Genomic DNA, 26708 nt, shown 5'->3' with positions numbered 1-26708 from the left:
CGGCCGCCTACCGGCCGCGCAGCCGCCGAACCAGGATCGAGGCCTCGCCACGCTGCTCCAGGTCCGCCAGGACGACCGCGATGGCCTCCCGGACGATCCGCCCGCGGTCCACGGCCAGGCCGTGCTCCCCGCGCAGCACCAGCCGGGTGTGCTCCAGGTCCATGAGCTCCTCGGCGGACACGTACACCGTGATCTTCTCGTCGTGCCGCTCGCGCCCGCTGGGCCGGCGCGGCGCGCGGCCACGCGGCCGGGCACGTCCGGCGGCACCGGGCTGCTCCTCGGCGGCGCCCTGGTGCGTCCGGGGCGCCGGGGCGGAACCGGCACCGCGACCGCCCGAGACGCCCTTCCCGGCCGCGGCGGCGCCCGCGGCACCCACGGTGCCCGCAGTGGACGCGGGCCCGGCCGGGCCGGATCGCTGGACGGGCGGCTGCGCGGCCGCCGGCACCCCACCGGCCGCCTGCTGCTCCGGCGTCACCTGCCGGTCGCCCCGGTCGCCCTGTGCACCCTGGGCGCCCTGGCCGGACTCGGCGCCGTCCGCGCCGTCCGGTTGGCCGTTGACGGTCCGCGCGGTCTCCGGTCTGGATGCCTCGGCGGCCGGACGCGGCGCGAGGGAGGGCGACAGCGCCATCCCTCCCGTGGTCCGGAACAGCTCGTCGGCACCCGGGAGACTCACTCGGCGGGGCGGCACCGGTCGAGCACCTCCCTGGCGAGCTGGCGGTAGGCGGCGGCACCGACCGAGTTGGTCGCGTACGTCGTGATGGGCTCGCCGGCGACGGTGGTCTCCGGGAAGCGCACGGTCCGCCCGATGACGGTGTGGAAGACGTGCTCGCCGAACGCCTCGACGACGCGCGCCAGCACCTCACGGCTGTGCACGGTGCGCGAGTCGTACATGGTGGCCAGGATGCCGTCCAGGCGCAGCTCGGGGTTGAGCCGCTCGCACACCTTCTCGATGGTCTCCGTCAGCAGCGCGACACCGCGCAGCGCGAAGAACTCGCACTCCAGCGGGACGATCACGCTGTGAGCGGCCGTCAGCGCATTGACCGTCAGCAGGCCCAGCGAGGGCTGGCAGTCGATGATGACGTAGTCGTAGTCGGGCAGCAGCGGCTTCAGGGCGCGCGCCAGCGCGGACTCCCGGGCCACCTCGCTGACCAGCTGCACCTCGGCGGCGGAGAGGTCGATGTTGGACGGCAGCAGGTCCATCCCCGGGACCGCCGTCTTCAGCAGCACTTCATCGGCCGTCAGGCCCCGCTCCATGAGCAGGTTGTAGACGGTGACGTCGAGCTCCATCGGGTTGACGCCGAGGCCGACCGAGAGAGCGCCCTGCGGGTCGAAGTCGACGAGCAGCACCCGGCGGCCGTACTCGGCCAGCGCCGCGCCCAGGTTGATGGTCGACGTGGTCTTGCCGACGCCGCCCTTCTGGTTGCACATGGCGATGATCTGGGCGGGGCCGTGCTCGGCGACCGGCGCGGGGATCGGGAAGTACGGCAGCGGGCGGCCGGTCGGGCCGACCCGCTCGCGGCGCTGGCGCGCGGCGTCGGGGGCCAGCGTGGCGGCGTACTCCGGGTCCGGCTCGTACTCGGCGTCCGGGTCGTCGTAGGCGCCGTAGGCGAACTCGCCGTAGGCCAGGCCGTAGGCCGCCAGGTCGGCGTCGTGATCGGTCACCGTGGTCACCTGTGCTGTGTTCTGGCGTGCTTCGAAAGTACGGAGTGCGACCGAGCCGACCTCGGCCGAGCCCACGGAGGGCTGCCGGGCCCCGGGCTCCTCACTCGGCTGGCCGGCGGTGAGTTCCGCCAGTCCTGGCTGACCACCCCCGGGAGCAATTGTCGACTCATTCACAAGTCGTCTTACCTCCTTGGGCATCCAGGACTCTATGTCGATTCGTCAGCGTGGCAGCATGCCGACGGTTTGCGACTCTAGGCCGTTCAAGGCGTTCGCAGCAACACAATCCACGGTAGTGGGCAGGATGTGTCGACTATCGAGCGGGCCGCTGTCAAGGGATGAGAGGGTCACTGGCCCCAACGTTTCTGCGGGCGGGTGACATGACCGACGGATATTGACGACAGAGCGACGTAGCCGGCCGACCCGCTGATCACGGGCATGGCGAAGCCCCCGGCCCGAAGAGATCGGGTCGGGGGCGAACGACCGCCGGGCGGTCAGGGTGTTCAGGCGAGCACGCTCTCCAGGGAGACCGACTCCAGGCCGAAGGCCTCGGCCACGGCCGGGAAGGTGATCTGGCCCTCGTGCACGTTCAGGCCCTTGGCGAGCGCGGCGTCGCGGCGCAGCGCGTCCTTCCAACCGCGGTTGGCCAGCTCCAGCACGTACGGCATGGTGGCGTTGGTCAGCGCGTAGGTGGAGGTGTTCGGGACCGCGCCCGGCATGTTGGCCACGCAGTAGAAGACCGAGTTGTGGACCTTGAAGGTCGGCTCGTCGTGCGTGGTGGCGTGCGAGTCCTCGAAGCAGCCGCCCTGGTCGATGGCGATGTCGACCAGCACGGAGCCCGGCTTCATGCGGGAGACCAGCTCGTTGGTGACCAGCTTCGGGGCCTTGGCGCCCGGGATCAGCACGGCACCGACGACCAGGTCGGCCTCGAGGACGGCCTTCTCCAGCTCGAAGGCGTTCGACACGATGGTCTTGACCTTGGTGCCGAAGATGCGGTCGGCCTCGCGCAGCTTGTTGATGTCGCGGTCCAGCAGGGTCACCTCGTAACCCATGCCGACGGCGATGGTGGCCGCATGCCAGCCGGAGACGCCACCGCCGATGACGACGGCCTTGGCCGGGTGGGTGCCGGGAACGCCGCCCGGCAGGGTGCCGCGGCCACCGGCCGGGCGCATCAGGTGGTACGAGCCGACCTGCGGGGCCAGGCGGCCCGCGACCTCGGACATCGGGGCGAGCAGCGGCAGCGCGCCGTTCGACAGCTGCACGGTCTCGTACGCGATGGCGGTGGTGCCCGAGGCGATCAGCGCGTCGGTGCCGGCCCGGTCGGCCGCCAGGTGCAGGTACGTGAAGAGGGTCTGGCCCTTACGCAGCCGGTGGTACTCCGAGGCGATGGGCTCCTTGACCTTCAGCAGCAGGTCGGCGGTGGCCCACACCTCGTCGGCGGTGGGGAGGATGGTGGCGCCGGCGGCCACGTACTCCTCGTTCGGGATCGAGGAGCCGACACCGGCGTTGTCCTCGATGTAGACCTCGTGTCCGTTGCGGACCAGCTCATGCACGCCGGCGGGCGTGATGGCCACGCGGTACTCGTGGTTCTTGACCTCGCGGGGGATGCCGACCTTCACGGCTAAACACGTCCTCTTGCCATGGGGGTCCCGACCGGAGAAGACCGGTGGGCGACGCGCACGTGGGGAAGCCTCCGGGGCAGCCCGGGGCGGGGATCGCTGCGCGACTGAGTCCGAGTGTAATGAAGCCCAGTCGGCGTGTCAGCCTTCCAAAGTGAATAATTTTCCCGCGCGCATTGGCAGGTTCGTAGGCTTCCCCTGCGACTTACCCACCGAAGAGGTCTTAACCGGGCATCTTCGACAATACCTCCGAAACGCCCATCACCACGCGGCGTCGGCACGTTCCCGCAGGTCCGCGAGGGCAGCCCCGACGGCCTCCAGGGCCCGCTCGTCGCCCACCCGGCGCAGCACCGCGAGCGCGGCCCGGTACTCCCGGTCCGCCTCGTCGAAGCGGCGCTGCGCGGTGTGCGCCTCGGCCACCCTGGCGAGCAGCCGGCCCTCGGAGGCGTGGTCCCCGAGGGCCTGCCGCAGGCCGAGCGCCCGGCCGTACCAGTCCGCGGCACGCACCGCGTCGCCGAGCGCCCGGTGGCAGTTGGCGGTGCTCTCCAGGGCCCGGGCGCACAGCGGTTCGTCGTCGGCCCTCCGGGCGTGCTCCAGGGCGGCCCGGTAGTGGACGGCGGCCGGGGACCAGCGGCCGGCCGAGGCCTGGAGGTCGCCCAGGTTCAGCAGCGCGGCCGAGGCCCGGCGCGGGCGGCCGTTGCGCTCGGCGACGGTCAGCACCAGCTCGTGCAGCCGGTACAGGTCGATGGGGGCGGCGGCCCCGGTCAGCGGCAGTGCCCGCAGCAGCGCGGTGACCAGCCGCCCGGCCGAACCGTCCAGGTCCCCCTGGCCGATCGCGTCGGCGACCGCCCCGAGCAGCAGCTCCCGTTCGCCGAGCAACCACTCGCGGGCGTGCGCCGCCGAGCGCAGCCGCAGCGGGGCGGGCAGCGGCTCCGGGGCGGGGCCGGCCGTCGGGTCCAGCAGCGCGCGGGCCGACTCGGTGAGCCGGACCAGCCGCTCCAGCAGCCGGGCCCGGGCCAGCTCGGTCTCGGCGGGCCGGTCCTCCTGCTCACACAGCCGGACCAGCCGGGGGTAGAGCCGCCCGGGCACCCGGTAGCGCGGGGTGCCGTCGGCAGCGGGCGCCTCCTCGCCGAGCAGCTCCCGCTCGGCCAGCGTGGCGAGCGTCACGGCGGCGTCCGGCACCGGGCAGCCGACCAGGGCGGAGGCGGTGCGCGGGTCGGCGGTCTGGGCCGGGGCCAGGGTGAGGGTGCGCAGCATCCGCGCCTGGGCGGCCGGCAGTCCGCGGTACAGCAGGGTGAACGCACCGAGCAGCGGGTCGTTGTCGGGGACGGGCACCGGCTCGGCCGGCCCCGGACCGGGCTTCACCCAGGCCGCCGGGTCACCGGCCGACTCGGTCACCGCGCCGGCGGCCGCCACGACGGGCTCACCGGCCCGGCCCTCGGCCGCCCTCCCCGAGAGCGGCTTCCCCGGAACCGGCGTCCCCGGGACCTGCTTCCCCGTGAGATCCCCCACAGCCGCGACGGGCCCCGCCGCCCCGGCAGACCGTACGGGCCCCGCCGCCCCGGCCGCGGGAGCGCCGGGAGACTTCGCCCCCCGCTCCCCCTCCTTATTGTTCTTCCCCGCTCCCCTGCCCTGCCCCTTCCCCTTCGAGGTTCCCGCCCCGGCCCCCGTCCGCGCCCCCGTCCCCTTTTCCTTCACCGCCGCCACCATGGCCTCAACGGGCGCGGCGGGCGCAACAGGCTCCGCGGAGCCCCTGCCCACCACCGTCTCCTCCCCCACCACCCGGTTGAGCTCACGCGCCGCGTCCGTGACCGCGATCTTCGGGTTCCCGCGCAGCCACCCCGCCATCAGGCGCAGGGCGGCCGGCCGGGCGGCGCAGGCCTCAGCCAGGTCGGCCCCGCCGACCGGGTCGCAGGAGATCCGGGTGCCGCCGACCAGGTCGGCCAGCAGCTCACCGGAGGCCGGCCGGTCCAGCCCGCCGAGGATCACCGGGTCGATGTCCTCGATTCCGGTGAGCGGCCCGGCCGTGGTGGCGAGCACCAGGCAGCCGGGTTCGTCGGCCAGCAGCGGCCACACCTGTCCGGCGTCCCGGACGTCGTCCAGCACGAGCAGCACCCGCAGCCCCGCGAGCGCCTCGCGGAGCGCCACGCAGCCCGGCTCGTCCCGCCCGTCCTCGCCCGCCCCGGGCAGCGGCACGGCGGTCTGCGGGTCGAGCTGCTCCAGCAGCAGCCGGGCGGCCCGGGCGGGCGGCATCCGGCCGCCGTCCGGGGCGGACAGCCGTACGAAGAGCACGCCGTCCGGATAGTCGGCGGCGACGGTACGGGCGAAGCGGGCGGCCAGCGTGGTCCGTCCGGACCCGGGGCGCCCGGCCAGCACCAGTACGGGGCAGCGCCCGCTCGCCGGGCGGGCGGCGGCCGCCCGCAGCGCGGCCAGTTCGGCGCGCCGTCCGACGAACAGCGCGGGCCCGGCCGGCAGCCGCTCCAGGCCCGGGACGGCCCCGGCGGGCGTGCCGGGGCCGGGGTCCATCGTCGCCGTCTTCCTCGCCACCCGTGCCACTCCCGATGTCGTCCCGCGCTCGGCATCCGACGCTCGGCATCCGGTGCCCCGCCTCCGGAGCTCGCCCGGAGCCCAGCGGAGGCGGCCCGGGACGGGCGCCCTGTCTGCGAAGCGTAGTTCGACCGTCCGGCTCAGCCGAGGTGACATCCGGTCGTACGAATCCGCAAATCACCCCAACGACTCAACGCACGGACCCGGTCACCCCTCGACCGGCCCCTCGACCGGTCCCTCGGCCGGCCGCCCGACCGGCCCGACCCGACCCACCCCGGTCTGCCGGGACCCGACCCTCTCAGGCCTCGAAGGGCCGGGCCGGCCACGGCGAGTCCGCCGGGCGCAGCGCGTCCAGCCCGTCCGGGCCGGTGAGCGCGGCGTGCACCGCGAGGGTGCCGGTGACCAGCGTCGGGTTGTGCAGCCCCCCCGCCTGGATCAGCCGGATCAGTTCCGGCACCGGCACCCAGGCGACCTCGATCTCCTGCTCCTCGCCCTCGGCGGCGTAGCGCTCGCCCTCGGCCTGCGCCAGGTCGGTGGCGAGGAACATCCGCAGCGCCTCGTCGGTGCCGCCCGGGGAGGTGTAGTAGTCGGCGAGGATCCGCCAGGTGCCGGCCTTGCAGTACGCCTCCTCGTACAGCTCGCGCTGCGCGGCGTGCCACGGGTTCTCGCCGGGGACGTCGAGCAGGCCGGCCGGCAGCTCCCACAGCCGCTGGCGCACCGGGTGGCGGTACTGGCGCAGCACCAGCACCCGCTGCTCGTCGTCCAGGGCGAGCACCGAGACGGAGCCGGGGTGGGTCTGGTAGTCGCGGCGGGCCCAGCTGCCGTCGGGCATCCGGACCTCCTCGCTGCGCACCCCGGTGACCTTGCCCTGGAACGGCGTCCCGCTCGCCCGGACCTCCCACTCCTCGGCCACGTCGAAGATCCCCTGGCGGCCCTGCTCGTCCATCGCTCTCCCCTTTTCGTCAGTACGACACAATCTAACGCCGAACGGCGGCCCCGCGGGAATCGCGGGGCCGCCGTCCGGTGAACGACCGCTGTCGACGACGACGGCCGACTGCGGCGGAGGAGAACTACTTCGAGGCCGCGGTCTTGATCTCGATGGCCGCCTTGACCAGGCCCGCGAACAGCGGGTGCGGGCGGGTCGGACGGGACTTCAGCTCCGGGTGGGCCTGGGTGGCCACCAGGTAGGGGTGCACCTCGCGCGGGTACTCGACGTACTCGACCAGGTCGCCCTTGGGCGAGAGGCCGGAGAACACCAGGCCGGTCTTCTCCAGGTCCGCGCGGTAGGCGTTGTTGACCTCGTAGCGGTGACGGTGGCGCTCCTCGACGTACTGCTCGCCGCCGTAGACCTCGCGGACGATCGAGCCCTCGGCGAGCTTGGCCGGGTACAGGCCCAGGCGCATGGTGCCGCCCAGGTCGCCCTTGCCGTCGACGATGGCCAGCTGCTCGGCCATGGTGGAGATGACCGGGTGCTTGGCGGCGGCGTCGAACTCGGTGGAGTTGGCCTCCGGCAGGCCGGCCAGGTTGCGGGCCGCCTCGATGACGACGCACTGCAGGCCCAGGCACAGGCCCAGCAGCGGGACCTTGTTCTCGCGGGCGTAGGTGATGGCGCCGACCTTGCCGTTGACGCCGCGGTCGCCGAAGCCGCCGGGGATGCAGATCGCGTCGACGTCGCCGAGCTGCGCCTGGGCGCCCTCGGGGGTCTCGCAGTCGTCCGAGGTGACCCACTTGATCTCGACCCGGGCGTTGTTGGCGAAGCCGCCGGCGCGCAGCGCCTCGGTCACCGACAGGTAGGCGTCCGGCAGGTCGATGTACTTGCCGACCAGGGCGACCTTGACGATGTGCTGCGGCTCGTGGACGCGGCGCAGCAGGTCGTCCCAGGTGGTCCAGTCGACGTCGCGGAACGGCAGGTCCAGGCGGCGCACCGCGTAGGCGTCCAGGCCCTCGCCGTGCAGCACCTTGGGGATGTCGTAGATCGACTTGGCGTCGATGGCCGCGACCACGGCCTCCTCGTCCACGTCGCACATCATCGAGATCTTGCGCTTGATCGCCTGCGGGACCTCGCGGTCGGCGCGCAGCACGATCGCGTCGGGCTGGATGCCGATGTTGCGCAGCGCGGCGACGGAGTGCTGGGTGGGCTTGGTCTTCAGCTCGCCCGAGGGGCCGATGTACGGCAGCAGGGAGACGTGCACGAAGAACACGTTGTCCCGGCCGACCTCGTGGCGGACCTGGCGGACGGCCTCCAGGAACGGCAGCGACTCGATGTCGCCGACGGTGCCGCCGACCTCGGTGATCACCACGTCGACGTCCTCGGTCGCCATCCGGCGGATCCGGGACTTGATCTCGTTGGTGATGTGCGGGATGACCTGGACGGTGTCGCCCAGGTACTCGCCGCGGCGCTCCTTGGCGATGACGGTCGAGTACACCTGGCCGGTGGTGACGTTCGCCGAGCCGTGGAGGTTGGTGTCCAGGAACCGCTCGTAGTGGCCGATGTCCAGGTCGGTCTCGGCGCCGTCGTCGGTGACGAACACCTCACCGTGCTGGAACGGGTTCATGGTGCCCGGGTCCACGTTGAGGTACGGGTCGAGCTTCTGCATCGTCACGCGCAGGCCGCGGGCCTTGAGCAGCGCGCCGAGGCTGGAGGCGGTGAGCCCCTTTCCGAGAGAAGAGGCGACACCCCCGGTGACGAAGAGGTGCTTGGTCGTCACGGCGCGGCCGTTCGCTGCCTTGCCGGAATGGGGCTGTGCCAAGAGGGGGCTCCCGTGGGTCGCGTGTCGAAAGTGACGTGGGCGGGAGGCTCGGGGTTCGCCGGGCGACGGGAGGCCGGCGTGGTGCGCGGCGCTCTTTGGGTCGTCGGTTCGGCTGGTCCGGGGCGTTTTGATCCCGCCGGTCCACGGGATACCAGGGTAACAGTGACGCGGACCGGACGCCGTTCGGGCCGCGCGCGCCGCGCCGGGAGCGCGCGCGGGGCGCACCACCGGCGCATCACACGCCGCTCGTGTCACACCGGTCGCACAACCCACCGGACCGGGCCAGAGCGCGCCATCCGTCCGGACCATCCCGGCTCCTCCGGCCGGACCAGGCGGAGGTGATCCTTCCGGACCATCCTGCGCCGCGCCCTCACGATGCACGGCATTTCCGCCGAATTGCGGCGCCACACCGGGCTGCGTCCACGTGCTTCGCCCCTTTCGTCCGTCGTAAGCTGCACGGACGCATCGCCGACAGCACGAGCACGCGGAGGGCGTGGGAGGGTCAGGACACTCCCGGTCCCCGATGCGCGACCGGACCTCCCCGTATTCCCGCTCATCCCTACCCACTCCAGGGGCTCGACCGAGCCCCGCGGACACTCCAGCAAGGCCCGCCACCACCCCCGGCAGGCCGGACGTCCCGGGGTGGACCTCCGGCCCCGCAGACCGCTCGCTCCCTCCGCTCGCCGATGCCCTGACCACATTGCGAACTGGAGATCCACGTGGCCGGCCGTATCGAGGACTACGCACTCATCGGGGACATGCAGACCGCTGCCCTGGTCAGCAGGGACGGGGCGGTGGACTGGCTCTGCCTTCCCCGCTTCGACTCGCCGGCCGTGTTCGCCGGCCTGCTCGGCACCGATGAACACGGTTTCTGGCGGATCGGCCCGGCCGAGGCCGTCCTGACCGAGGTCCCCGCGCCGGCCGCCGCCACGCCCCCCGCCGGCACCGGCCGGATCCGCATCGCCGACACCGCCGACCTGCGGGTGCCCCCGCCCACCGCCGCCGCCCCCGCCCTGCCCGCCGACCGCCGCCGCTACCGGGGCGACTCGCTGATCCTGGAGCAGGAGTGGGACACCCAGGGCGGCACCGTCCGGGTGATCGACTTCATGCCACCGCGTCCGCTGGCCGGCAAGGACGCCGTCCCCCAGGTGATCCGGATCGTCGAGGGCGTCTCGGGCACCGTACGGATGCGCTCGGCCCTGCGGATGCGCTTCTCCTACGGCCGGGTGGTGCCCTGGGTGCACCGCGTGGCGCAGGCCGACGGCGGCCACCGCACCGTCGCCATGGCCGGCCCCGACTCGGTCTGGCTGGACGGCGAGGCCGAGACCTACGGCCGCGACCTCACCACCTACGCCGACTTCACCGTCACCGCCGGCGAGCGGATCGCCTTCGCCCTCACCTGGCAGGCCTCCCACCTCGACCCGCCCAGGACCCCGGACGCCGAGGAACTGCTCGACGCCACCGCCGACTTCTGGCACGAGTGGGCCGACCAGTGCACCTACCAGGGCCCCTACCGCGAGGCCGTGATCCGCTCCCTGATCACCCTCAAGGGCCTCACCTACGCCCCCACCGGCGGCATCGTCGCCGCCCCCACCACCTCTCTCCCGGAGGACATCGGCGGCGAACGCAACTGGGACTACCGCTACACCTGGCTGCGCGACGCCGCCATCACCCTCTCCTCCCTGCTGCGCACCGGCTACCGCGAGGAGGCCCGCGCCTGGCGCGAGTGGCTGCTGCGCGCCGTCGCCGGGGACCCGGAGAACCTCCAGATCATGTACGGCATCGCCGGCGAGCGCGAGCTCACCGAGTCCTCGCTGGACTGGCTGCCCGGCTACGAGGGCTCCCGGCCCGTCCGGGTCGGCAACGGCGCCGCCGGACAGCTCCAGCTCGACGTCTACGGCGAGGTCGTCGAAGCCCTCCACCTCGCCCACATGACCGGCCTGGTCCGCAACGACCACGCCCTCCACCTCCAGCTGCGCCTGATCGAGTACCTGGAGGACCACTGGCAGGAGCCGGACGAGGGCATCTGGGAGGTCCGCGGCCCGCGCCGGCACTTCGTCCACTCCAAGGTGATGGCCTGGGTCGCCGTCGACCGGACCATCAAGCTGCTGGAGCAGACCCCCGAGGACGAGCCCTCCGGCGGGCACCTGGAGCGCTGGCGGGCACTGCGCGCGCAGATCCACGCGGACGTCTGCGAGAAGGGCTACGACCCGGAGCGCAACACCTTCACCCAGTACTACGGCGGCCGGGAGCTGGACGCCTCGCTGCTGCTGATCCCCCAGGTCGGCTTCCTCCCGCCGGACGACAAGCGGGTGATCGGAACCATCGAGGCGATCCAGCGCGAACTGTCCACCGAGGACGGCTTCGTGCTGCGCTACCCGACCCACGACGAGTCGGGCAACAACGTCGACGGCCTCTCCGGCCACGAGGGTGCCTTCCTGGCCTGCTCCTTCTGGCTGGCCGACGACCTCGCCATGATCGGCCGGGTGCAGGAGGCCCGCGAGCTGTTCGACCGGCTGCTGGCGCTGCGCAACGACCTGGGCCTGCTCGCCGAGGAGTGGGACCCGCGGCTCAAGCGCCAGGTCGGCAATTTCCCCCAGGCCTTCAGCCACGTCCCGCTGATCGACACCGCCCTGCGGCTGACCGCCTGCGGCGCCGCGTATCTGTCCGCCCAGCCGGACGGTCCGGCCGCCGACCGGGTCGAGCGGGCCACCGTCTAGCGGGCGACCCTCCAGCCGGCCACCCTCCGGCCGGCCTCGGGCGACGGTCCGCCCGGCGCGGACCTACCCGCGCTGCACCAGCTCGTCGTAGGTGCTGAGCACCTGGGCGACGGTGGCGGCCTCGTCCGGCCAGGTCTCGGCCTGCTGCCGGCCGGCCGCCACCAGGTGCTCGCGGCGGGCCGGGTCGGCCAGCAGGGCGCGCACCGTGCGGCCGAGCGCCGCCGGGTCGCCGGGGGGCACCAGTTCGGCGGCGTCGCCGACCAGTTCGGGGATGCCGCCGACGGCGGTGGCGACCACCGGCACGCCGGCCCGCATCGCCTCCTGCACCACCAGCGAGCGGGCCTCCCAGCGGCTGGGTACCACCACGACGTCGGCGGCGGCCAGCAGGTCGGGCACGTCGGTGCGGTAGCCGAGCAGCCGCACCGGCAGCTTCTCCGTGGCCGCCCGCTCGCGCAGCGCGCCCGCCTCCGGGCCGTCCCCGGCGAGCAGCACCAGCGGCTCCGGGTCCAGCGTGGACAGCTCCCGGGTGGCGTCCAGCAGCAGCCCGAAGGCCTTCTGCGGGACGAGCCGGCCGACCGCCAGCAGCAGCGGACGGTCCGGGCCGCCGTCGAGCAGTTCGGCGCGCGCCTCGGCGCGGCCGAGCAGGCCCTCGGGCATCGGCGGGGCGGCCACCGGGCCCAACCGGGCGTCGGTGGCGCCCAGTTCGCGGGCCCGGGCGACCAGGTCGGAGGAGGCGCCGAGGACCAGGTCGGCGGCGCGCGCCACCCGGCGCTCCATCAGCCGCTGCAGCCGCCGCTCCAGGCCGGTGGCCAGCAGCGCGTGGTGCGAGGTGACCACCAGCGGGGTCTCCGGGCGCAGACCCGGGAAGCGGCCCGCGGTGCGCAGCGCCAGGTCGGACAGCAGCCCGGCACGCAGCCCGTGGGCGTGCACCACGTCGGCGCCGGTGAAGGCCCGGCGCAGCTCGCCGATCGCGGTGGCGTCGCTGCGGGCGCCCGCGGTGGGGGTGATCTCGACGGTGTGGAACCTGGCGCCCGTACGGGAGAACCCGAACAGCGCGTCCGCGCCGGCCGGCGCGCAGACCGTGACGTTCACGCCGTGCGCGACCAGGCCCTGGGCCAGGGAGCGCACGTGCGCACCGATGCCGCCGCTGCTGGCGGCCAGGACGAGTACCACCTGCAGCTGCCCCGGTTCGGGGACGGCCGCGGTGGCCCGGGCGGCGGAATGGTCCACGTCGTCTCGCATCCGACTCGATCGGGTTCGCGCGCCGCTTCGCGAGGATTGCCCGCCGGGCGGCGCTCGGGGCTGGGAAGCCAGTGTCCAGCCGCCACCATGCCAGGTCGGCGGCCCTCTTGGACAGTCGGCGCCACCGGGGCGCGTCGCCGACGTCCGAGGGGCCGCCGGCGGCCGCTACCGGCGGCGCGGGGCCCGGGCCGTGGCCAGCAGTTCCTCGGCGTGGGCACGGCCCAGCTCCGAGTCCTCCAGGCCGGCCAGCATCCGGGAGAGCTCGCGCACCCGCTCCTCGTCGTTCAGCACCTTGACGCCGCTGCGGGTCACGGTGCCGTCGTGGGTCTTCTCCACCACCAGGTGCCGGTCGGCGAACGCGGCGACCTGCGGGAGGTGGGTGACCACCACGACCTGGGCGGACTCGGCCAGCTTGGCCAGCCGGCGGCCGATCTCGACCGCGGCCTTGCCGCCGACGCCCGCGTCCACCTCGTCGAACAGGTAGGTGGGGACGGGGTCTGCGCCCGCGAAGACCACCTCGACGGCGAGCATCACGCGCGACAGCTCACCACCGGAGGCGCCCTTGGCGATCGGGCGCGGCTGGGCGCCCGGGTGCGGGGCGAGCAGCACCTCCACCTCGTCCACGCCGTGCGGACCGTAGGCGACGGTGCGCCCATCGACCTCGATCCCGGCCAGGTCGTCGACCTGGCTGATCGAGAAGGTCACCCGGGCGTGCGGCATGGCCAGTTCGGCGAGTTCGGCGGAGACCGCCTCGGCGAACCGCCCGGCCGCGGCGTACCGGGCCCGGGAGACCTCGGTGGCCAGCTCGGCCAGTTCGGCCCGCAGCTCGGTCTCCCGGGCGCCGAGCTCGTCGATCCGGTCGTCGTCGCCGTCGAGCTCGGCGAGCCGGGTCGCCCCGGCCTCGGCCCAGGCGATCACCTCGGCGAGCGAGTTCTCCTCGCCGCCGTACTTGCGCAGCAGCTGGGCGAGCACGGCCCGGCGGTCCTCGACGGCGGCCAGGCGCACCGGGTCGGCGTCCAAGTCGTCCGCGTAGCCGGCCAGGTCGCCGGCCACGTCGGCGAGCAGGTAGCCGACCTCGTTGAGGCGGTCGGCCAGGGCGGCCAGCCGCTCGTCGTGGTGGCGTACGGCGTCCAGGGCCCGGCGGGACTGGGCGAGCAGGGTGCCCGCGTCCAGTGCCTCCGGGTCGACCGGGTCGCCGGCCAGGGCAGCGTGGGCGAGGGTCGCGGCGGAGGACAGCGCGTCGGCGTGGCCGAGCCGCTCGGCCTCGGCGGCCAGCTCCTCGTCCTCGCCGGCCACCGGCTCGGCGGCGGCGATCTCGTCCAGGCCGAAGCGCAGCAGATCGGCCTCCTGGGCGCGCTCGCGGGCCCGGGTGGTGAGCTCCTCCAGGGTCGCGGAGACCTCGCGCAGAGCGCGGTAGGTCTCCCGGTAGCGGGCCAGCGGCTCGGCCACCGAGGCTCCCGCGTACCGGTCCAGCGCGCCGCGCTGGCGGGCCGGGCGCAGCAGGCGCTGCTGGTCGGTCTGGCCGTGCACGGCGATCAGGTCCTCGCCGATCTCGGCGAGCAGGCCGACCGGGACGGACCGTCCGCCGACGTGCGCCCGGGAGCGGCCCTCGGCGGAGACGGTCCGGCTGATCAGCAGCGCGCCGTCGTCCAGTTCGGCCCCGGCCTCGATCGCGCGGGCCGCCACCGGGGAGCCGGCCGGCAGTTCCAGCCGGCCCTCCACGACGGCGCGTCCGGTGCCGTTGCGCACCAGGCCCGGATCGGCGCGGCCGCCGAGCAGCAGGCCGAGGCTGGTCACGACCATGGTCTTGCCGGCGCCGGTCTCACCGGTCACGGCGGTGAAGCCGGGAGCCAGCTCGACCACCGCGTCGTCGATGACCCCAAGATCCCGTATCCGCATCTCGTCCAACACGGAGACGACCATACGAGGTTCCACCCCCGGCGCGCGACGAGCGACAACGGCGCGCGGCAACTCCGTGCCCCGAAGTTCACCCCTTCCGGGAGTCCCCGGCGGGCACCGGCACCGTGCACCAGGGCAGGAAGAGCTGCACCATCGGGCCGATGGCCAGCGCGTACGCGACGGTGCCGACCCCGACGGTGCCGCCGAGCAGCAGGCCGACGGTGAGGACCGTCACCTCGATGCCGGTGCGGATCAGCCGCAGCGAACGTCCGGTGCGCCGGTGCAGGCCGGTCATCAGGCCGTCGCGCGGGCCGGGGCCGAGCCGGGCGCCGATGTAGAGGCCGGTGGCCAGGCCGTTGAGGGCGATCGCCGCGGCCGACAGCGCGATCCGCGCGGGCAGGGAGCCGGGGCTGCCGAGGGCCTCCAGGGTGAGATCCATGGCCGCGCCGATCACCAGCACGTTGGCGACGGTGCCCAGGCCCGGGCGCTGGCGCAGCGGGATCCACAGCAGCAGGACGAGGGCGCCGCAGATCGTCACCCAGCCGCCGACCGAGAGCCCGACGGTGCGCTGCAGGCCCTGGTGCAGGACGTCCCAGGGGTCGAGGCCGAGGCCGGAGCGGAGCATCAGCGCCATGCTCACGCCGTACAGGGCGAGGCCGGCGAACAGCTGCGGGATCCGGCGGCCCAGGGCCCGGGTGTCACCGAGCACCCGAACGGCGAGGCCGGCACCCCGGGCGGCGGCGACCGACGCGGCCGGTACGGGCGTGGCGAAGTCCGACGTCGGTGGCGGTGCGGTCGAGGCGGCGGCCGGCGTCGGCGGTGTGGTCGCGGTGGCCAATGGTGCTCCTGCGGTGGTGCTGCACCACCGGGGCTCCCGGTGGTGGCGGCCAGCATGGCCGCCCTGCCATGATGGCCAGGCCAATACGACCCACTCCAGGGCCAATACCGAGCAAGTGGACTGATCGCCATGGCCGACTGGCACACCACCGTCACCCCGCCCGCCCTGGCCCGGCTGCTCGCCACCGCCCGGCTCCCCGAGCCGGCCGCCGCCCGCCGCCCCGCCTACCGCACCCTGGCCGGACAGATCCGGCTGCTGGTCACCGAGGGCCGGCTGCCGGTCGGCGCCCGGCTGCCCGCCGAACGCGAGCTGGCCACCGCCCTGGCGATGAGCCGCACCACCGTCGCCACCGCGTACGAGACCCTGCGCGGCGACGGCTACCTGCGCAGCCGGCGCGGCGCCGGCAGCTGGACCGCCCTGCCCGAGGGCGCCCCGCCGCCCAGCGAGGCGCTGCACCCCGTCCCGCCGGACGAGCAGGGCCGCATCCTGGACCTCGGCGTCGCCGCCCCGCCCGCCCCGCAGCCCTGGGTCGGCCAGGCCGCCGCCCGGGCCGTCGAACAGCTGCCGCACTACACCGCCGGACACGGCCACTACCCCACCGGCGTCCCGGTGCTGCGCGAGGCCGTCGCCCGCCGCTTCACCGAGCGCGGACTGCCCACCACCCCCGACCAGATCCTGATCACCACCGGCGCCATGGGCGGCCTGCACCTGGTCCAGCGGGCGCTGATCGGCCGCGGCGACCGGGTCGCCGTCGAGGCGCCCAGCTACGCGAACACCCTGCAGGCCCTGCGGCTGACCGGCGCGCGCCTGGTCCCGGTGCCGTACGCGTGGACTCCGCAGCCCTCCTGGGACCTCGACGAGTGGCGGCGGGTGCTGCGCGGCGCCGGCCCCAAGGTCGCCTACGTGATCCCGGACTTCCACAACCCGACCGGCGCGCTGATCGACGAGGAGCAGCGCCGCCGGCTGCTGGCCGCCGCCCGGGCCGCCGGGAGCATCGTGCTCGCCGACGAGACCACCGCCGAACTCGGCTGGGGCGTACCGCCGTCCACACCGCTGCCGCGCCCCATGGCGGCACTGGACCGCTCCGCCCAGGTGGTCACCGTCGGCTCGGCGGGCAAGCTGCTCTGGGGCGGGCTGCGGATCGGCTGGGTCAGGGCCGCGCCCGCGCTGGTGCGCCGGCTGGCCACCGAGCGGGTCTACAGCGACGTCGGCACCCCGGTACTGGACCAGCTGATCGCCGCCGAACTGCTGGGCGAACTGCTGCCCGACGTCCGGGAGCACCAGCTGACCCGGCTGCGGGCCACCGCGCAGGCCTTCGCCGCCGCTCTGCCCGAACGGCTGCCCGGATGGAGTTTCACCATGCCGCCCGGCGGCCTGTCCCTGTGGGTCTCCACCGACGGCCTGTCCGGCGCGGCACTGGCCCGGGCCGGGGAGCGCGGCGGGGTCCGGATCGCCTCGGGCAACCGCTTCGGCGTGGACGGCGCCTTCGAGCACCACATCCGCCTGCCGGTCACCGTGCCCGCCTCGACCGTCCCCGCCGCCGTGGAACGCCTCGCTGCCCTGGCCGCCCACGCCGCGAACGGCGGACGGCTCGAACCGGCCGACGAGGCCCAGCCACTGGCCGTCTGACGACAAGTCAGCATCCGGTGCGCGCCCCAGGCCGGGTGAAAGGCCTTGGCGCGCACCGGATTCGGCACATGTGTACGGGCGTCGGCCGACCGTACGGCCGTCGACCGGCGCTAGTGGTGGTCGGCCCGGCCGCGCCAACCCGTCACCGGCAGCGCGAACTTGGCCACCAGCCGGTCGGTGAACGGCGCCCGGTGCAGTCTGGCCAGCCGCACCGGGGTCCGACCCCGACGTACCTCCACCCGTGCCCCGGCGGGCAGTTCGACCGAACGCCGCCCGTCGCACCAGAGCACGCCGTGCGGGGTCTTGGGCTGCACCTCCACCGCCAGCACCGACTCCGGCGAGGTCACCAGCGGGCGCGCGAACAGCGCGTGCGCGGAGATCGGCACCATCAGCAGCGCCTCCACCTCCGGCCACACCACCGGCCCGCCACCGGAGAACGCGTACGCGGTGGAGCCGGTCGGCGTCGCACACACCACGCCGTCACAGCCGAAGTTGGAGACCGGACGGCCGTCCACCTCGGTCACCACCTCCAGCATCCGCTCCCGGGACGCCTTCTCGATCGAGGCCTCGTTCAGCGCCCAGTCCTCGTGCACCACATCGCCGTTGGTGCGGACGATGACGTCGATCGTCATCCGCTCCTCGACCTCGTAGTCGGCGTCCACCACCCGCTCGACCACCACGGCCAGGTCGTCCCGCTCGGCCTCGGCGAGGAAGCCCACCCGGCCCAGGTTGATCCCGAGCATCGGCAGCCCGTGCGAACGCGCCAGCTCCGCCCCGCGCAGCAGCGTCCCGTCCCCGCCGGCCACCAGGATCAGCTCGCAGCCGTCCGCCGCCCCGGGGCCCTCGGACACCTTCTCGACGCCCTCCGGCAGATCCAGGTCCACCGCCTCGGCCTCCAGCAGTCTGATCCGGAGCCCCGCCTTCAGCAGCCCGTGCACCAGACCCTCGACGCTGCGCAGCGCCGCCTCCCGGCCGGTGTGCGCGATCAGGAAGACCGTACGTTCTTCATCGCTCATGCCGCTGCCCTCTCCCTAACGCCTACCGGGTCGCCCTTGGCCCCGGTGCGGCCGCGCCATACGACATGACGCGCCGGACGCTCGCAAGGCACCCTACCGGGGCCCCTCCGCCACGGCCCGGTCCGCCTCCGCGGGGTCCAGCTGAGGAGCGTCCCGGCGCAGCCAGAGGAAGTACTCGACATTGCCGGACGGCCCCGGCAGGGGGCTCGCGGTCACCGCGCGCACGCCCAGCCCAAGCTCCCACGCCTGCCCCGCAACCTGGCGCACCATCTCGGCGCGCAGCTGCGGGCTGCGCACCACCCCGCCGCTGCCCAGACGCTCCTTGCCGATCTCGAACTGGGGCTTGACCATCAGCACCAGGTCCGCGTCCTCGGCCGCGCAGGAGGCGAGCGCCGGGAGCACCAGACCCAGCGAGATGAACGACAGGTCGCCCACCACCAGGTCCACCAGGGTGCCGCCGATCAGGTCCGGGGTCAGCTCGCGCACATTGGTGCGGTCCATCACCGTGACCCGCTCGTCGCTCTGCAGCGACCAGGCGAGCTGCCCGTAACCGACGTCCACCGCCAGCACGTGCGCGGCCCCGGCGCGCAGCAGCACGTCGGTGAACCCGCCGGTGGAGGCGCCGGCGTCCAGCGCCCGGCGGCCCTCGACCACCAGGCCCTGCGGCACGAAGGCCGCGAACGCGCCGGCGAGCTTGTGGCCGCCGCGCGAGACGTAGTCGGGGTCGTTGTCGTCCTTCGCCACCACGACCGCCGCCGAGGTCTCCACCTGGGTGGCCGGCTTGGTCGCGGTGGTGCCGCCGACGGTCACCCGCCCGGCGGCGATCAGCTCGGACGCGTGCTCACGCGATCGGGCCAGCTTGCGGCGGACCAGTTCCGCGTCGAGTCGGCGTCGTGCCACTGCCACTGGTGTTTCAGCTCCTACGGATCCTGCGGGTCATTCCTGGTCGAGCGCGGCCAGTGTGTCGACGAGCCGCTGGTGAACATCTTCGTACACCGCGACGTGTGCCTCGGCCGGGACCCCGTCCAAGGCCTCCAGCCGGGCCAGGCCCGCGTCCACGCCGGGGTGGCCCGTGGGCGCCAGCTCGACGCCCAGCGGCTCGGTGCCCAGCGGCTCGACACCCAGCGGCTGGGCATCCCGGACGGGCTCGGTGTCCCGTACGGGCTCGGGAAGGCGGGAAGGCTCGGGCGGGCGGGCGGCCGCGGGCGGTTCACTCGTCGTGGGCATCGGGCTTCTTCGTGCTGGTGGCCTTGCGGACGGTGGTCTTCCTGGTCGCCGCACGCTTCGCGGGCGTCCCCGGCTGGGCCTCGGCCTGCTTGGCGGTGGCGGTCTTCTTCACGGTGGTCGTCTTCTTCGCGGCGGCCTTCTTGGCCGTCGCCCTCTCGGGCGCCGCCGTCTTCTTCGCCGCGCTCTTCTTGGCCGCGGACTTCTTGGCCGCGGACTTCGCCGTTCCCTTCGCAGCCGTGTCCTTCGCGGCGGTGCTCTTCCCCGCGGCAGCGGTCTCCGGCGCAGCGGCGGCCTCCTCCTTCGGGGCCTGGGCGGTCACCGACACCGGCGGGACCGGCGGATCGACCTCGACCGGCTCGTCCACCTCCACCCGCTCGGCGACTATCGGCTCGTCCGCCGTCCGGGCGGCCGACCGCTCCTCCTCGAACTCCCAACCGCGCCCGAACAGGTCGCCGGCCCGCGGCGCCGGCACCGGCTCCTCGGCCTCGTACGCCCCCGGCCCGGACGCGGCCGCCGGGGCCTCCTCCTCGACCTCGCGCAGCTTGGTCTCCAGATACGCCAGCACCACGCCGACCTTGGTGACCTGGTCGCCGACCTTCTCGAAGACCTTCTCCGCCTCGTTGCGCGCCACGCCGACCGCCAGGTCCACCCCGGCGCGCCCGGCGGTGACCGCCTCCCCGGCCAGGGTCTGCAAGGTCTCCACGGACGGCGGGAACTGACCGCCCAGCCGGCGCTCGACCCCGGCGACATCGACCCCGGCCTTCTCCAGGATCGAGGTCGCCGTCCCGACGACCATCTTGCCGACCTCCTCGACCACCCCGGCGGCGGTCTCCACCACTCCCCGAACCGTCCTCGGCAGCATCCGGGTGCCTCCCAATCGCCTACGCGCGTCGCTCCGTCGCCCTCAGTACCCGGGCGCCGTCGCGGGCACCCCACTGACGACGCTACCGCCAAAACCCTCCTGAGGTACCGTGGCCCGCAGTCAGCACCGCAGCGACCGGGGGAGGGAGCCGCCCCGTGGCGAACGCCGAGGAGTGCCGGGAGGCACTGGAGCAGCTCAGCCGGAACATGGCGAAGTCCACCGGCGACGTCCGCAAGGCCGCCGCCCTCGACCGCTCGCTCAGCTGCCGGATCACCGACCTCGACCTGACCTTCACCGGGCGGCTGCGCGACGGCCGCATCCAGGACATGGTCGCCGCCCCCGGCCCCCCGGCCGGGAAGGCGGCGATCCGGCTCACCATGAGCAGCGACGACCTGGTCGCGATGGTCGGCGGCGGGCTCAACTTCGCCTCCGCGTGGGCGAGCGGCCGGGTCAGGCTGGAGGCGGGCTTCCGCGACCTGCTGCGGCTACGCACCCTGCTCTGAACCCGGCACCGCCGAACCTGGCGTTCCCGGACCGGGCACCGGACCGGACCGGACCGGGCATCGGAGCAGGGGCCACCGAGCCGGGCTCAGCCGAGGGCGGCCCCCGTCGACCGCGGAACCGTCCTCAGAACCCGAGGTCGGCCAGCGACTTACGGCCGTCCACCGGCGCACCGCCCGCGTCCAGCACCGTCCACGCCGCCGCGCACAGCGCCCGCAGGCCGTCCCAGCGGTCCCCGGCACCGGACAGCCGCAGCACACCGGCCTCCACGCCCGCGACCAGGCCGCCGCACGCGAAGCCGCCGTCGACGGCCGTCACCTCCGGGTGCGGGACGAGCAGTCCGCGCAGGTCCTCCGCCAGGTACGTCGGCCGGTGCTCGACCGGGGCCGACAGCAGCTGCTCCGGGGTGGTCACGCCGGTGAACACCAGCAGGCTGTCCACCCCGCCGTTGAACGCGCCCTCGATGTCGGTGTCCAGCCGGTCGCCGACCACCAGCGGCCGCTCCGCGCCGGTGCGCAGCACCGTCTCCCGGTGCATCGGCGGCAGCGGCTTGCCCGCCACCTCCGGCTCCACCCCGGTCGCCGCCCGCACCGCCGCCACCAGGGTGCCGTTGCCGGGCGCGATGCCGCGGGCCCTCGGCACCGTCAGATCCAGGTTGGACGCCACCCAGGGCAGTCCGCTCTGCACCGCGTACGAGGCCTCCGCGAGGTCCGTCCACCCCACCGAAGGATCGAAGCCCTGCACCACCGCGAGCGGCCCGTCGGCCAGCGAGCGGACCGCGATCAGGCCCAGCTCGGCCAGCGCCTCCTCCAGCCCGAGACCGCCCACGACCAGCACCTTCGAGCCGGCCGGCACCTTCTCGGCGATCAGCCGGGCGGCGGCCTGGGCCGAGTTGATCACGTCGGAGGGCTCGGCCGGGATGCCGAGCTCGGTCAGGTGCTCGGCCACCACCCGCGGCGGGCGGGAGGCGTTGTTGGTCACGTACGCGAGCCGCATCCCGGCCGTCCGGGCGGCGTCCAGTGCCTCCACCGCGTGCTCGATCGCGTGCGCGCCCGTGTAGACCACGCCGTCCAGGTCCAGCAGCGCGGTGTCGTAGGCGTCGGTCAGCGGCCGCTCGCTGCCGCCGGGGGCGGTCCGTCGCACGGGGGTGGCCGTCTCGGTCATGGCTGCGCTACCTCATTCACTGCGTCGTCGTTCACTGCTGCGTGCACTGCTTCCACTGCGTCGTACGTTCCGGCGTACGGGTCGCCGCGTACGGGTCGCCTCGTCCGTGACGCACCGCGTCGTACGTCAACGGCGTCCGCCCGGTCAGGCGCCGCTGTCGGTGCCGGCACCGGCGTCGTCCGCCGTTCCGCCGGCCGGGTCCCCGGCGTCCGCCGGGGGCGCCACGTACCCGGGTGCTCCCGGCAGCAGCGGGCCGTAGGCCCCCGCACGGGCCGCCAGGGTCGCCCGGGTCTGCCGCAGCGCCTGCCGGTAGTGGTCGGACTCCGGCCGCATCGCCACGGCCAGCGCCAGGTGCTCGGCGGAGGTCTCGAAGTCGCCCAGCCGGGCCGCCGCGACTCCCCACCCGAACTGAGCGTAGTCGTCCGCCGGATCCGCCAGCGCCACGGCGCGGAAGTTCTCCAGCGCCGCCGCGTACGAGCCCGCGTCGAACTGGGCCCGCGCCAGCGCCTCCCGAATGCTGCGCGAGTGCGGCTCGGCCGCCACCGCCCGGGCGAGCAGCTGCTCGGCGGCCGCCGGATGCCCCTGGGCCAGCAGCCGGGCTCCCCGGCGGAACCACTCGTACACGTCCCCGGCGGGCTCGCCGGAGCGGCTCTGCGGCGGCACCCCGCCGACCGGCGCGCCACCGCCCGGAGCCCCACCGACCGATGCGCCGTCGCCCGGTGCGCGGTCCGGTACGCCGTCGGCCGGAGCGTCCCCGCGGGCGGCACCCACCGGCCCGCCCGACTCGGCCGGGCCGCCGCCGTCCACCCGTTCCTGCCCGTCGTCCATGCCGTACCTCGCCCTCGGTCCCACACCCGCCCCACAACCCGGCGCAGGCATTCCGATCTCTCAACAACGCGTACCCGGTTACGATGCCCAGAATGAGCACACCCAGTGCAGAAGACGGAGTCGAGACTCCCGAGGGCGGCCCCGGCGATCCCGGGCACGTCGCCACCGCCGGCCTGTCCCTGTCCCCCTTCCGCGGCCTGCGCTACGTCCCCGACCGGGTCGGCACCCTGGCCGCGGTGACGTCCCCGCCGTACGACGTCGTGGACCCGGGCCGCCGGCTCGACCTGGAGACCGCCGACCCCCACAACGTGGTCCGGCTGATCCTGCCCAGGCCGGAGCCCGAGGACGCCGGCGACCGCCCCGACCGCGACACCCGCTACCGGCACGCCGCCCGGCTGCTGGCCGCCTGGCAGCGCGAGGGCGTCCTGGCCGCCGACCCCGAGCCCGCGCTCTACGTCTACGAGCAGCGGGTGCCGGCCACCGACGACTCCCCCGAGCTGCTCCAGCGCGGCCTGATCGGTGCCCTCGCCGTGAGCGGCCGCGAAGGCGGCGTGGTGCTCCCGCACGAGGACGTGATGCCGCGGCCGGTCGCCGACCGGGTCGGCCTGATGCGCACCACCCGCGCCAACCTGGAACCGCTGCTGCTCACCTACCGGGGCAACGGCGGCGCCTCCGGCGTGATCGAGCGGACGGTCGAACGCGAGCCGCTGCTCTCCACCGCCACCAGCGACGGGACCCACCACCGGCTGTGGGCGGTCACCGACCCGGCCGAGATCGCCGAGATCAGCCGCGACCTCGCCACCTGCCGGGCGCTGATCGCCGACGGCCACCACCGCTGGGAGATGTACCTGCGCCTCCAGCGCGAGCACCGCCACCTGCCGCGCAGCCCCTGGGACCGCGGCATGGTGCTCCTGGTGGACACCGCCCGCTACCCGCTGCGGGTCCGCGCCATCCACCGCGTGCTGTACCGGCTGCCTGTGGCCGAGGCGCTGGAGCGGCTCGGCGACCAGTGGAAGGTCAAGGAGGTCCCGGGACCGCTGTCCGCCGCGCTCCAGGCCCTCGCCGAGCAGAAGCGGCACGGCGGCAACGGCTTCGTCGTCACCGGAGGCGACGGCGTCTACTGGCTGCTCGGCGAGCCCGAGGAATCCCTGCTCGACGCCACCGTGCCGCACGGCAGACCCGAGGAGTGGCGTCACCTGGACGCCACCGTCCTGCACGCCACCCTGCTCGACCACACCTGGCACGTCCCCGACGGCCCGGACGACATCGGCTACCTGCACACCGCCGTGGCCGCCGAACAGGAGGCCGCGCGCACCGGCGGCACCGCCGTCCTGCTGCACCCGGTCCGGGAGTCCGTGGTGCGACGGCTCGCCGAGCAGGGCGTCACCATGCCGCGCAAGTCGACCTCCTTCGGACCGAAGCCGGCCACCGGGCTGGTGCTGCGCAACCTCGCGCTGGGCTGACACCGCGCCGTCGGCCCGACCCAGGCCCGAACGCCGTGAGGCCCTGCCGTTCCCGAAGTTCCGGGAAACGGCAGGGCCTCACGGCGTTGACCGGGGAGCTGATCAGCTCTTGTCGGCGTCGGCGTCGGCCTTGACCTTGGCGGCCTCGGTCTCCTCGGCCTCGGTCTCCTCGGCCTTGGACTCCTCGGCCTTGCGGTCCTCGGCGTCCTGGGCACGCTCGGGGACGACGCCGTCGAAGTCGTCGTCGATCTCGAGGTCGTCCTCGTCGTAGTACTCCTCGACGTCCTCCTCGTCCTCGAAGATCACGCGGTCGTCGGCGTTGTCGCCGCCACCACGCTTCTTCGCCGGGGCGTCGACCGACTCGGCCTCGTCCTCGTCCAGCTCCGGGTCGAGAGTGTCGGTGAACTCCACGCCGTCGATCTCGGCCAGCCGCTCCGAGGCGTTGGTGGTGCCGTCGGTGTCGGCCTCGGCGGCCTTGGCGAACCAGTCACGGGCCTCGTCGGCGCGGCCGGCCGCGATCAGGGCCTCGGCGTAGGCGTACCGCAGGCGAGCGGTCCACGCGTGCACGGTGCTGGAGGCCAGCTCCGGGCTCTGCAGCGTCACCACGGCGGCGTCGAACTGCTCCATGTCGGTGCGGGCACCGGCCGCCACCAGGCGCATCTCGACCTGGCCGGCCTTGTCCAGCTGCTTCACCTCGGGCTCACCGGCCATCGCCAGCGCCCGCTCCGGGCGGCCCAGACCGCGCTCGCAGTCGGCCATCACCGGCCACAGGTCCGCACGGCCGGTCATCCGACGGGCGGCACGGAACTCGGTCAGCGCCTCGGAGTAGCGCTGCGTCATGTACGAGGCGAAACCGGCGGCCTCACGGACGGCGGCCACGCGGGAGGCCAGACGGAGCGCGACACGCGAGTACTGGTAGGCCTCCTCCGGCTCGCTGTCGAGCAGGCGGGCCACCATCACCAGGTTGCGGGCGACGTCGTCCGCGAGGGTCTTGGGCAGGCTCTTGAGCTCCTGACGCACGTCCGCGTCCAGCTCAAAGCCGGTGACGTCCTCCGGGATCGGCAGACGCTTGACGGGCTCGTAGTTGCCCCGGCGGTCGTCGTAGTCCCGACGGTCACCGCCGCGGTCGTCCCGGTCCCGGCGGTAGCCGCCGCCCTGGCGGTCGTCACGACGGAAACCGCCACGGTCGCCACCACGGTCGTCGCGACGGAAGCCGCCGCGGTCGTCACGGTCGCGGTTGAAGCCGCCGCCCTGGCGGTCGTCACGGCGGAAACCGCCGCGCTCGCCACCACGGTCGTCGCGGTCGCGGCCGTACCCGCCCGACGGGCGGTCGTCACGACGCGGACGCTCGTCACGGTCGTCACGACGGAAACCACCCGGACGGTCATCGCGACGGAAGCCACCGCCGGCCGGACGGTCGTCACGACGGAAACCGCCACGGTCGTCACGGTCACGGTTGAAACCACCGGAGGGACGGTCATCCCGGCGGAACCCACCGGACGGGCGGTCGTCGCGACGGAAGCCGCCGCGGTCACCGCCGCGCTCGTCACGGTCGCGGTTGAAGCCGCCGCCCTGGCGGTCGTCACGGCGGAAACCGCCGCGCTCGCCACCACGGTCGTCACGGTCGCGGCCGTACCCGCCCGACGGACGGTCGTCACGACGCGGACGCTCGTCACGGTCGTCACGACGGAAACCACCCGGACGGTCATCGCGACGGAAGCCACCGCCGGCCGGACGGTCGTCACGACGGAAACCACCGCGGTCGCCGCCACGGTCGTCGCGGTCACGGTTGAAACCACCCGACGGACGGTCGCCGCGGTCGCGGTTGAAGCCGCCGCTCTGGCGGTCGTCACGGCGGAAGCCGCCGCGCTCGCCGCCGCGGTCGTCGCGGTCGCGGCCGTACCCGCCCGACGGGCGGTCGTCACGACGCGGACGGTCGTCACGGTCGTCGCGACGGAAACCACCGGACGGGCGGTCGTCGCGGCGGAAGCCACCGCCGGCCGGACGGTCGTCACGACGGAAACCGCCACGGTCGTCACGGTCACGGTTGAAACCACCGGAGGGACGGTCATCGCGACGGAAACCGCCGCGGTCGCCGCCGCGGTCGTCGCGGTCGCGGCCGTACCCGCCCGACGGACGGTCGCCGCGGTCGCGGTTGAAGCCGCCGCCCTGGCGGTCGTCACGGCGGAAGCCGCCGCGCTCGCCGCCGCGGTCGTCGCGGTCGCGGCCGTACCCGCCCGACGGGCGGTCGTCACGACGCGGACGCTCGTCACGGTCGTCACGACGGAAACCACCGGACGGGCGGTCATCGCGGCGGAAGCCACCGCCGGCCGGACGGTCGTCACGGCGGTCATCGCGACGGCCGCCACGGTCGTTGGACCAGCCGCCACGGGACCGGGGCTCGTAGCCTCGGCCGTCGTCCGATCGGCGCTCGGGACGGTCCTGGGGCTGGTTCGACATCGTGGTGACTCCTTCTGCTGCTTCAGCTCAACCGCGGGCCGAGCGAGCAACTTCGCTGCCGCCACGCGGTTTCGACGCCGGCCTGCTGGCCCGCGTACCTTCTCCATTGTCCGGCATGCCCGGACCCTCCGCGTCTGGGCGGAAGTCCCGGATCTGCCGGCCTTCTTCACGTTCGCAAAACACAAAAAGGCCGCGGCCCCAGCGAGTCGCGGGGGCCGCGGCCTTGAATAATTGTTCGGCGGCGTCCTACTCTCCCACAGGGTCCCCCCTGCAGTACCATCGGC

Annotated in this window: 19 protein-coding genes and 2 pseudogenes; 4 read left to right on the top strand and 17 right to left on the bottom strand. The window is 74.3% G+C overall.

What is annotated here, in order from left to right; translation table 11 throughout:
- Nucleotides 1-7: 7 nt before the first annotated feature.
- The 6 genes from ACGF0D_RS34210 to ACGF0D_RS34185 all read right to left on the bottom strand — a co-directional run bounded on the left by ACGF0D_RS34210 (nt 8) and on the right by ACGF0D_RS34185 (nt 8575).
- Nucleotides 8-628 carry a hypothetical protein gene (locus ACGF0D_RS34210; protein WP_392922878.1) on the bottom strand — a complete coding sequence of 207 codons (621 nt, stop codon included), beginning with the start codon at nt 626-628 and terminating at the stop codon, nt 8-10.
- A 41-nt stretch (nt 629-669) separates the two neighbouring features.
- Nucleotides 670-1737 carry a ParA family protein gene (locus ACGF0D_RS34205; RefSeq protein ID WP_030245868.1) on the bottom strand — a complete coding sequence of 356 codons (1068 nt, stop codon included), beginning with the start codon at nt 1735-1737 and terminating at the stop codon, nt 670-672.
- Between the two features lie 425 nt (nt 1738-2162).
- On the bottom strand, nt 2163-3278 hold the full coding sequence (gene ald, locus ACGF0D_RS34200) for an alanine dehydrogenase (RefSeq protein WP_392882756.1): 1116 nt from the start codon (nt 3276-3278) through the stop codon (nt 2163-2165).
- Nucleotides 3279-3539: 261 nt separating this feature from the next.
- The gene (locus tag ACGF0D_RS34195) at nt 3540-5825 is read right to left on the bottom strand and encodes an AAA family ATPase (RefSeq protein ID WP_392922876.1); all 2286 of its coding nucleotides are present in this window, start codon (nt 5823-5825) and stop codon (nt 3540-3542) included.
- Between the two features lie 298 nt (nt 5826-6123).
- Nucleotides 6124-6771 (bottom strand): NUDIX domain-containing protein, encoded by a 648-nt coding sequence (locus tag ACGF0D_RS34190; RefSeq protein ID WP_392922873.1) that lies wholly within the window; start codon nt 6769-6771, stop codon nt 6124-6126.
- A gap of 124 nt (nt 6772-6895) precedes the next feature.
- Entirely contained in the window at nt 6896-8575 is a 1680-nt protein-coding gene (locus ACGF0D_RS34185) for a CTP synthase (RefSeq protein WP_392882748.1), read from the bottom strand.
- A 719-nt stretch (nt 8576-9294) separates the two neighbouring features.
- Here ACGF0D_RS34185 and ACGF0D_RS34180 point away from each other — a divergent pair.
- Nucleotides 9295-11295, top strand: a complete 2001-nt coding sequence (locus ACGF0D_RS34180) for a glycoside hydrolase family 15 protein (RefSeq protein WP_392882745.1) — start codon at nt 9295-9297, stop codon at nt 11293-11295.
- A 63-nt stretch (nt 11296-11358) separates the two neighbouring features.
- On the opposite strand, the gene ACGF0D_RS34175 is transcribed toward ACGF0D_RS34180, so the two are convergent.
- From ACGF0D_RS34175 to ACGF0D_RS34165, 3 genes are all read right to left on the bottom strand, one after another.
- Nucleotides 11359-12537: a glycosyltransferase family 4 protein gene (locus ACGF0D_RS34175; RefSeq protein ID WP_392882742.1), complete on the bottom strand. Its 1179-nt coding sequence runs from the start codon at nt 12535-12537 to the stop codon at nt 11359-11361.
- A 165-nt stretch (nt 12538-12702) separates the two neighbouring features.
- Nucleotides 12703-14460: a DNA repair protein RecN gene (recN, locus tag ACGF0D_RS34170; protein WP_392882739.1), complete on the bottom strand. Its 1758-nt coding sequence runs from the start codon at nt 14458-14460 to the stop codon at nt 12703-12705.
- A 64-nt stretch (nt 14461-14524) separates the two neighbouring features.
- Nucleotides 14525-15070: a YitT family protein gene (locus ACGF0D_RS34165; protein ID WP_392922919.1), complete on the bottom strand. Its 546-nt coding sequence runs from the start codon at nt 15068-15070 to the stop codon at nt 14525-14527.
- Nucleotides 15071-15403: 333 nt separating this feature from the next.
- Between ACGF0D_RS34165 and ACGF0D_RS34160 the strand changes: the two genes are divergently transcribed.
- Complete coding sequence (locus ACGF0D_RS34160) at nt 15404-16903, top strand: PLP-dependent aminotransferase family protein (protein WP_392882736.1); 1500 nt, start codon at nt 15404-15406, stop codon at nt 16901-16903.
- A gap of 110 nt (nt 16904-17013) precedes the next feature.
- Here ACGF0D_RS34160 and ACGF0D_RS34155 read toward each other — a convergent pair whose 3' ends face one another.
- From ACGF0D_RS34155 to ACGF0D_RS34140, 4 genes are all read right to left on the bottom strand, one after another.
- Nucleotides 17014-17919, bottom strand: coding sequence for an NAD kinase (locus tag ACGF0D_RS34155; protein ID WP_392882735.1), 906 nt, complete (start codon nt 17917-17919; stop codon nt 17014-17016).
- Nucleotides 17920-18012: 93 nt separating this feature from the next.
- Nucleotides 18013-18819 carry a TlyA family RNA methyltransferase gene (locus tag ACGF0D_RS34150; protein WP_392922917.1) on the bottom strand — a complete coding sequence of 269 codons (807 nt, stop codon included), beginning with the start codon at nt 18817-18819 and terminating at the stop codon, nt 18013-18015.
- A 36-nt stretch (nt 18820-18855) separates the two neighbouring features.
- Complete coding sequence (locus tag ACGF0D_RS34145) at nt 18856-19146, bottom strand: hypothetical protein (protein WP_392922870.1); 291 nt, start codon at nt 19144-19146, stop codon at nt 18856-18858.
- Nucleotides 19130-19984 (bottom strand): hypothetical protein, encoded by an 855-nt coding sequence (locus tag ACGF0D_RS34140; RefSeq protein ID WP_392922867.1) that lies wholly within the window; start codon nt 19982-19984, stop codon nt 19130-19132. The genes ACGF0D_RS34145 and ACGF0D_RS34140 overlap by 17 nt, the downstream gene beginning before the upstream one ends.
- A gap of 179 nt (nt 19985-20163) precedes the next feature.
- On the opposite strand from ACGF0D_RS34140, the gene ACGF0D_RS34135 reads away from it, so the two are divergent.
- Nucleotides 20164-20511, top strand: a complete 348-nt coding sequence (locus ACGF0D_RS34135) for an SCP2 sterol-binding domain-containing protein (protein ID WP_392882727.1) — start codon at nt 20164-20166, stop codon at nt 20509-20511.
- A gap of 124 nt (nt 20512-20635) precedes the next feature.
- On the opposite strand, the gene ACGF0D_RS34130 is transcribed toward ACGF0D_RS34135, so the two are convergent.
- The gene (locus ACGF0D_RS34130) at nt 20636-21673 is read right to left on the bottom strand and encodes an HAD-IIA family hydrolase (RefSeq protein WP_392922865.1); all 1038 of its coding nucleotides are present in this window, start codon (nt 21671-21673) and stop codon (nt 20636-20638) included.
- A gap of 144 nt (nt 21674-21817) precedes the next feature.
- Nucleotides 21818-22501 (bottom strand): tetratricopeptide repeat protein, encoded by a 684-nt coding sequence (locus tag ACGF0D_RS34125; protein ID WP_392922863.1) that lies wholly within the window; start codon nt 22499-22501, stop codon nt 21818-21820.
- Between the two features lie 92 nt (nt 22502-22593).
- Between ACGF0D_RS34125 and ACGF0D_RS34120 the strand changes: the two genes are divergently transcribed.
- Nucleotides 22594-23964, top strand: a complete 1371-nt coding sequence (locus ACGF0D_RS34120; RefSeq protein ID WP_392882719.1) for a DUF1015 family protein — start codon at nt 22594-22596, stop codon at nt 23962-23964.
- A gap of 359 nt (nt 23965-24323) precedes the next feature.
- Here ACGF0D_RS34120 and ACGF0D_RS34115 read toward each other — a convergent pair.
- Together ACGF0D_RS34115 and ACGF0D_RS34110 are read right to left on the bottom strand one after the other, a co-directional pair.
- Nucleotides 24324-25038: pseudogene (locus ACGF0D_RS34115) on the bottom strand (hypothetical protein); the annotation flags it as partial.
- Nucleotides 25030-26445: pseudogene (locus ACGF0D_RS34110) on the bottom strand (hypothetical protein); the annotation flags it as partial. The pseudogenes ACGF0D_RS34110 and ACGF0D_RS34115, both read right to left, overlap by 9 nt.
- Between the last annotated feature and the right edge of the window lie 263 nt (nt 26446-26708).

The organism is Kitasatospora sp. NPDC048298 (assembly GCF_043201465.1).
In the GTDB taxonomy this organism is placed as follows: Bacteria; Actinomycetota; Actinomycetes; order Streptomycetales; family Streptomycetaceae; genus Kitasatospora.
The sequence above is the reverse complement of the archived record's forward strand: the minus strand, read 5'-3'. Positions and strand labels throughout refer to the sequence as shown.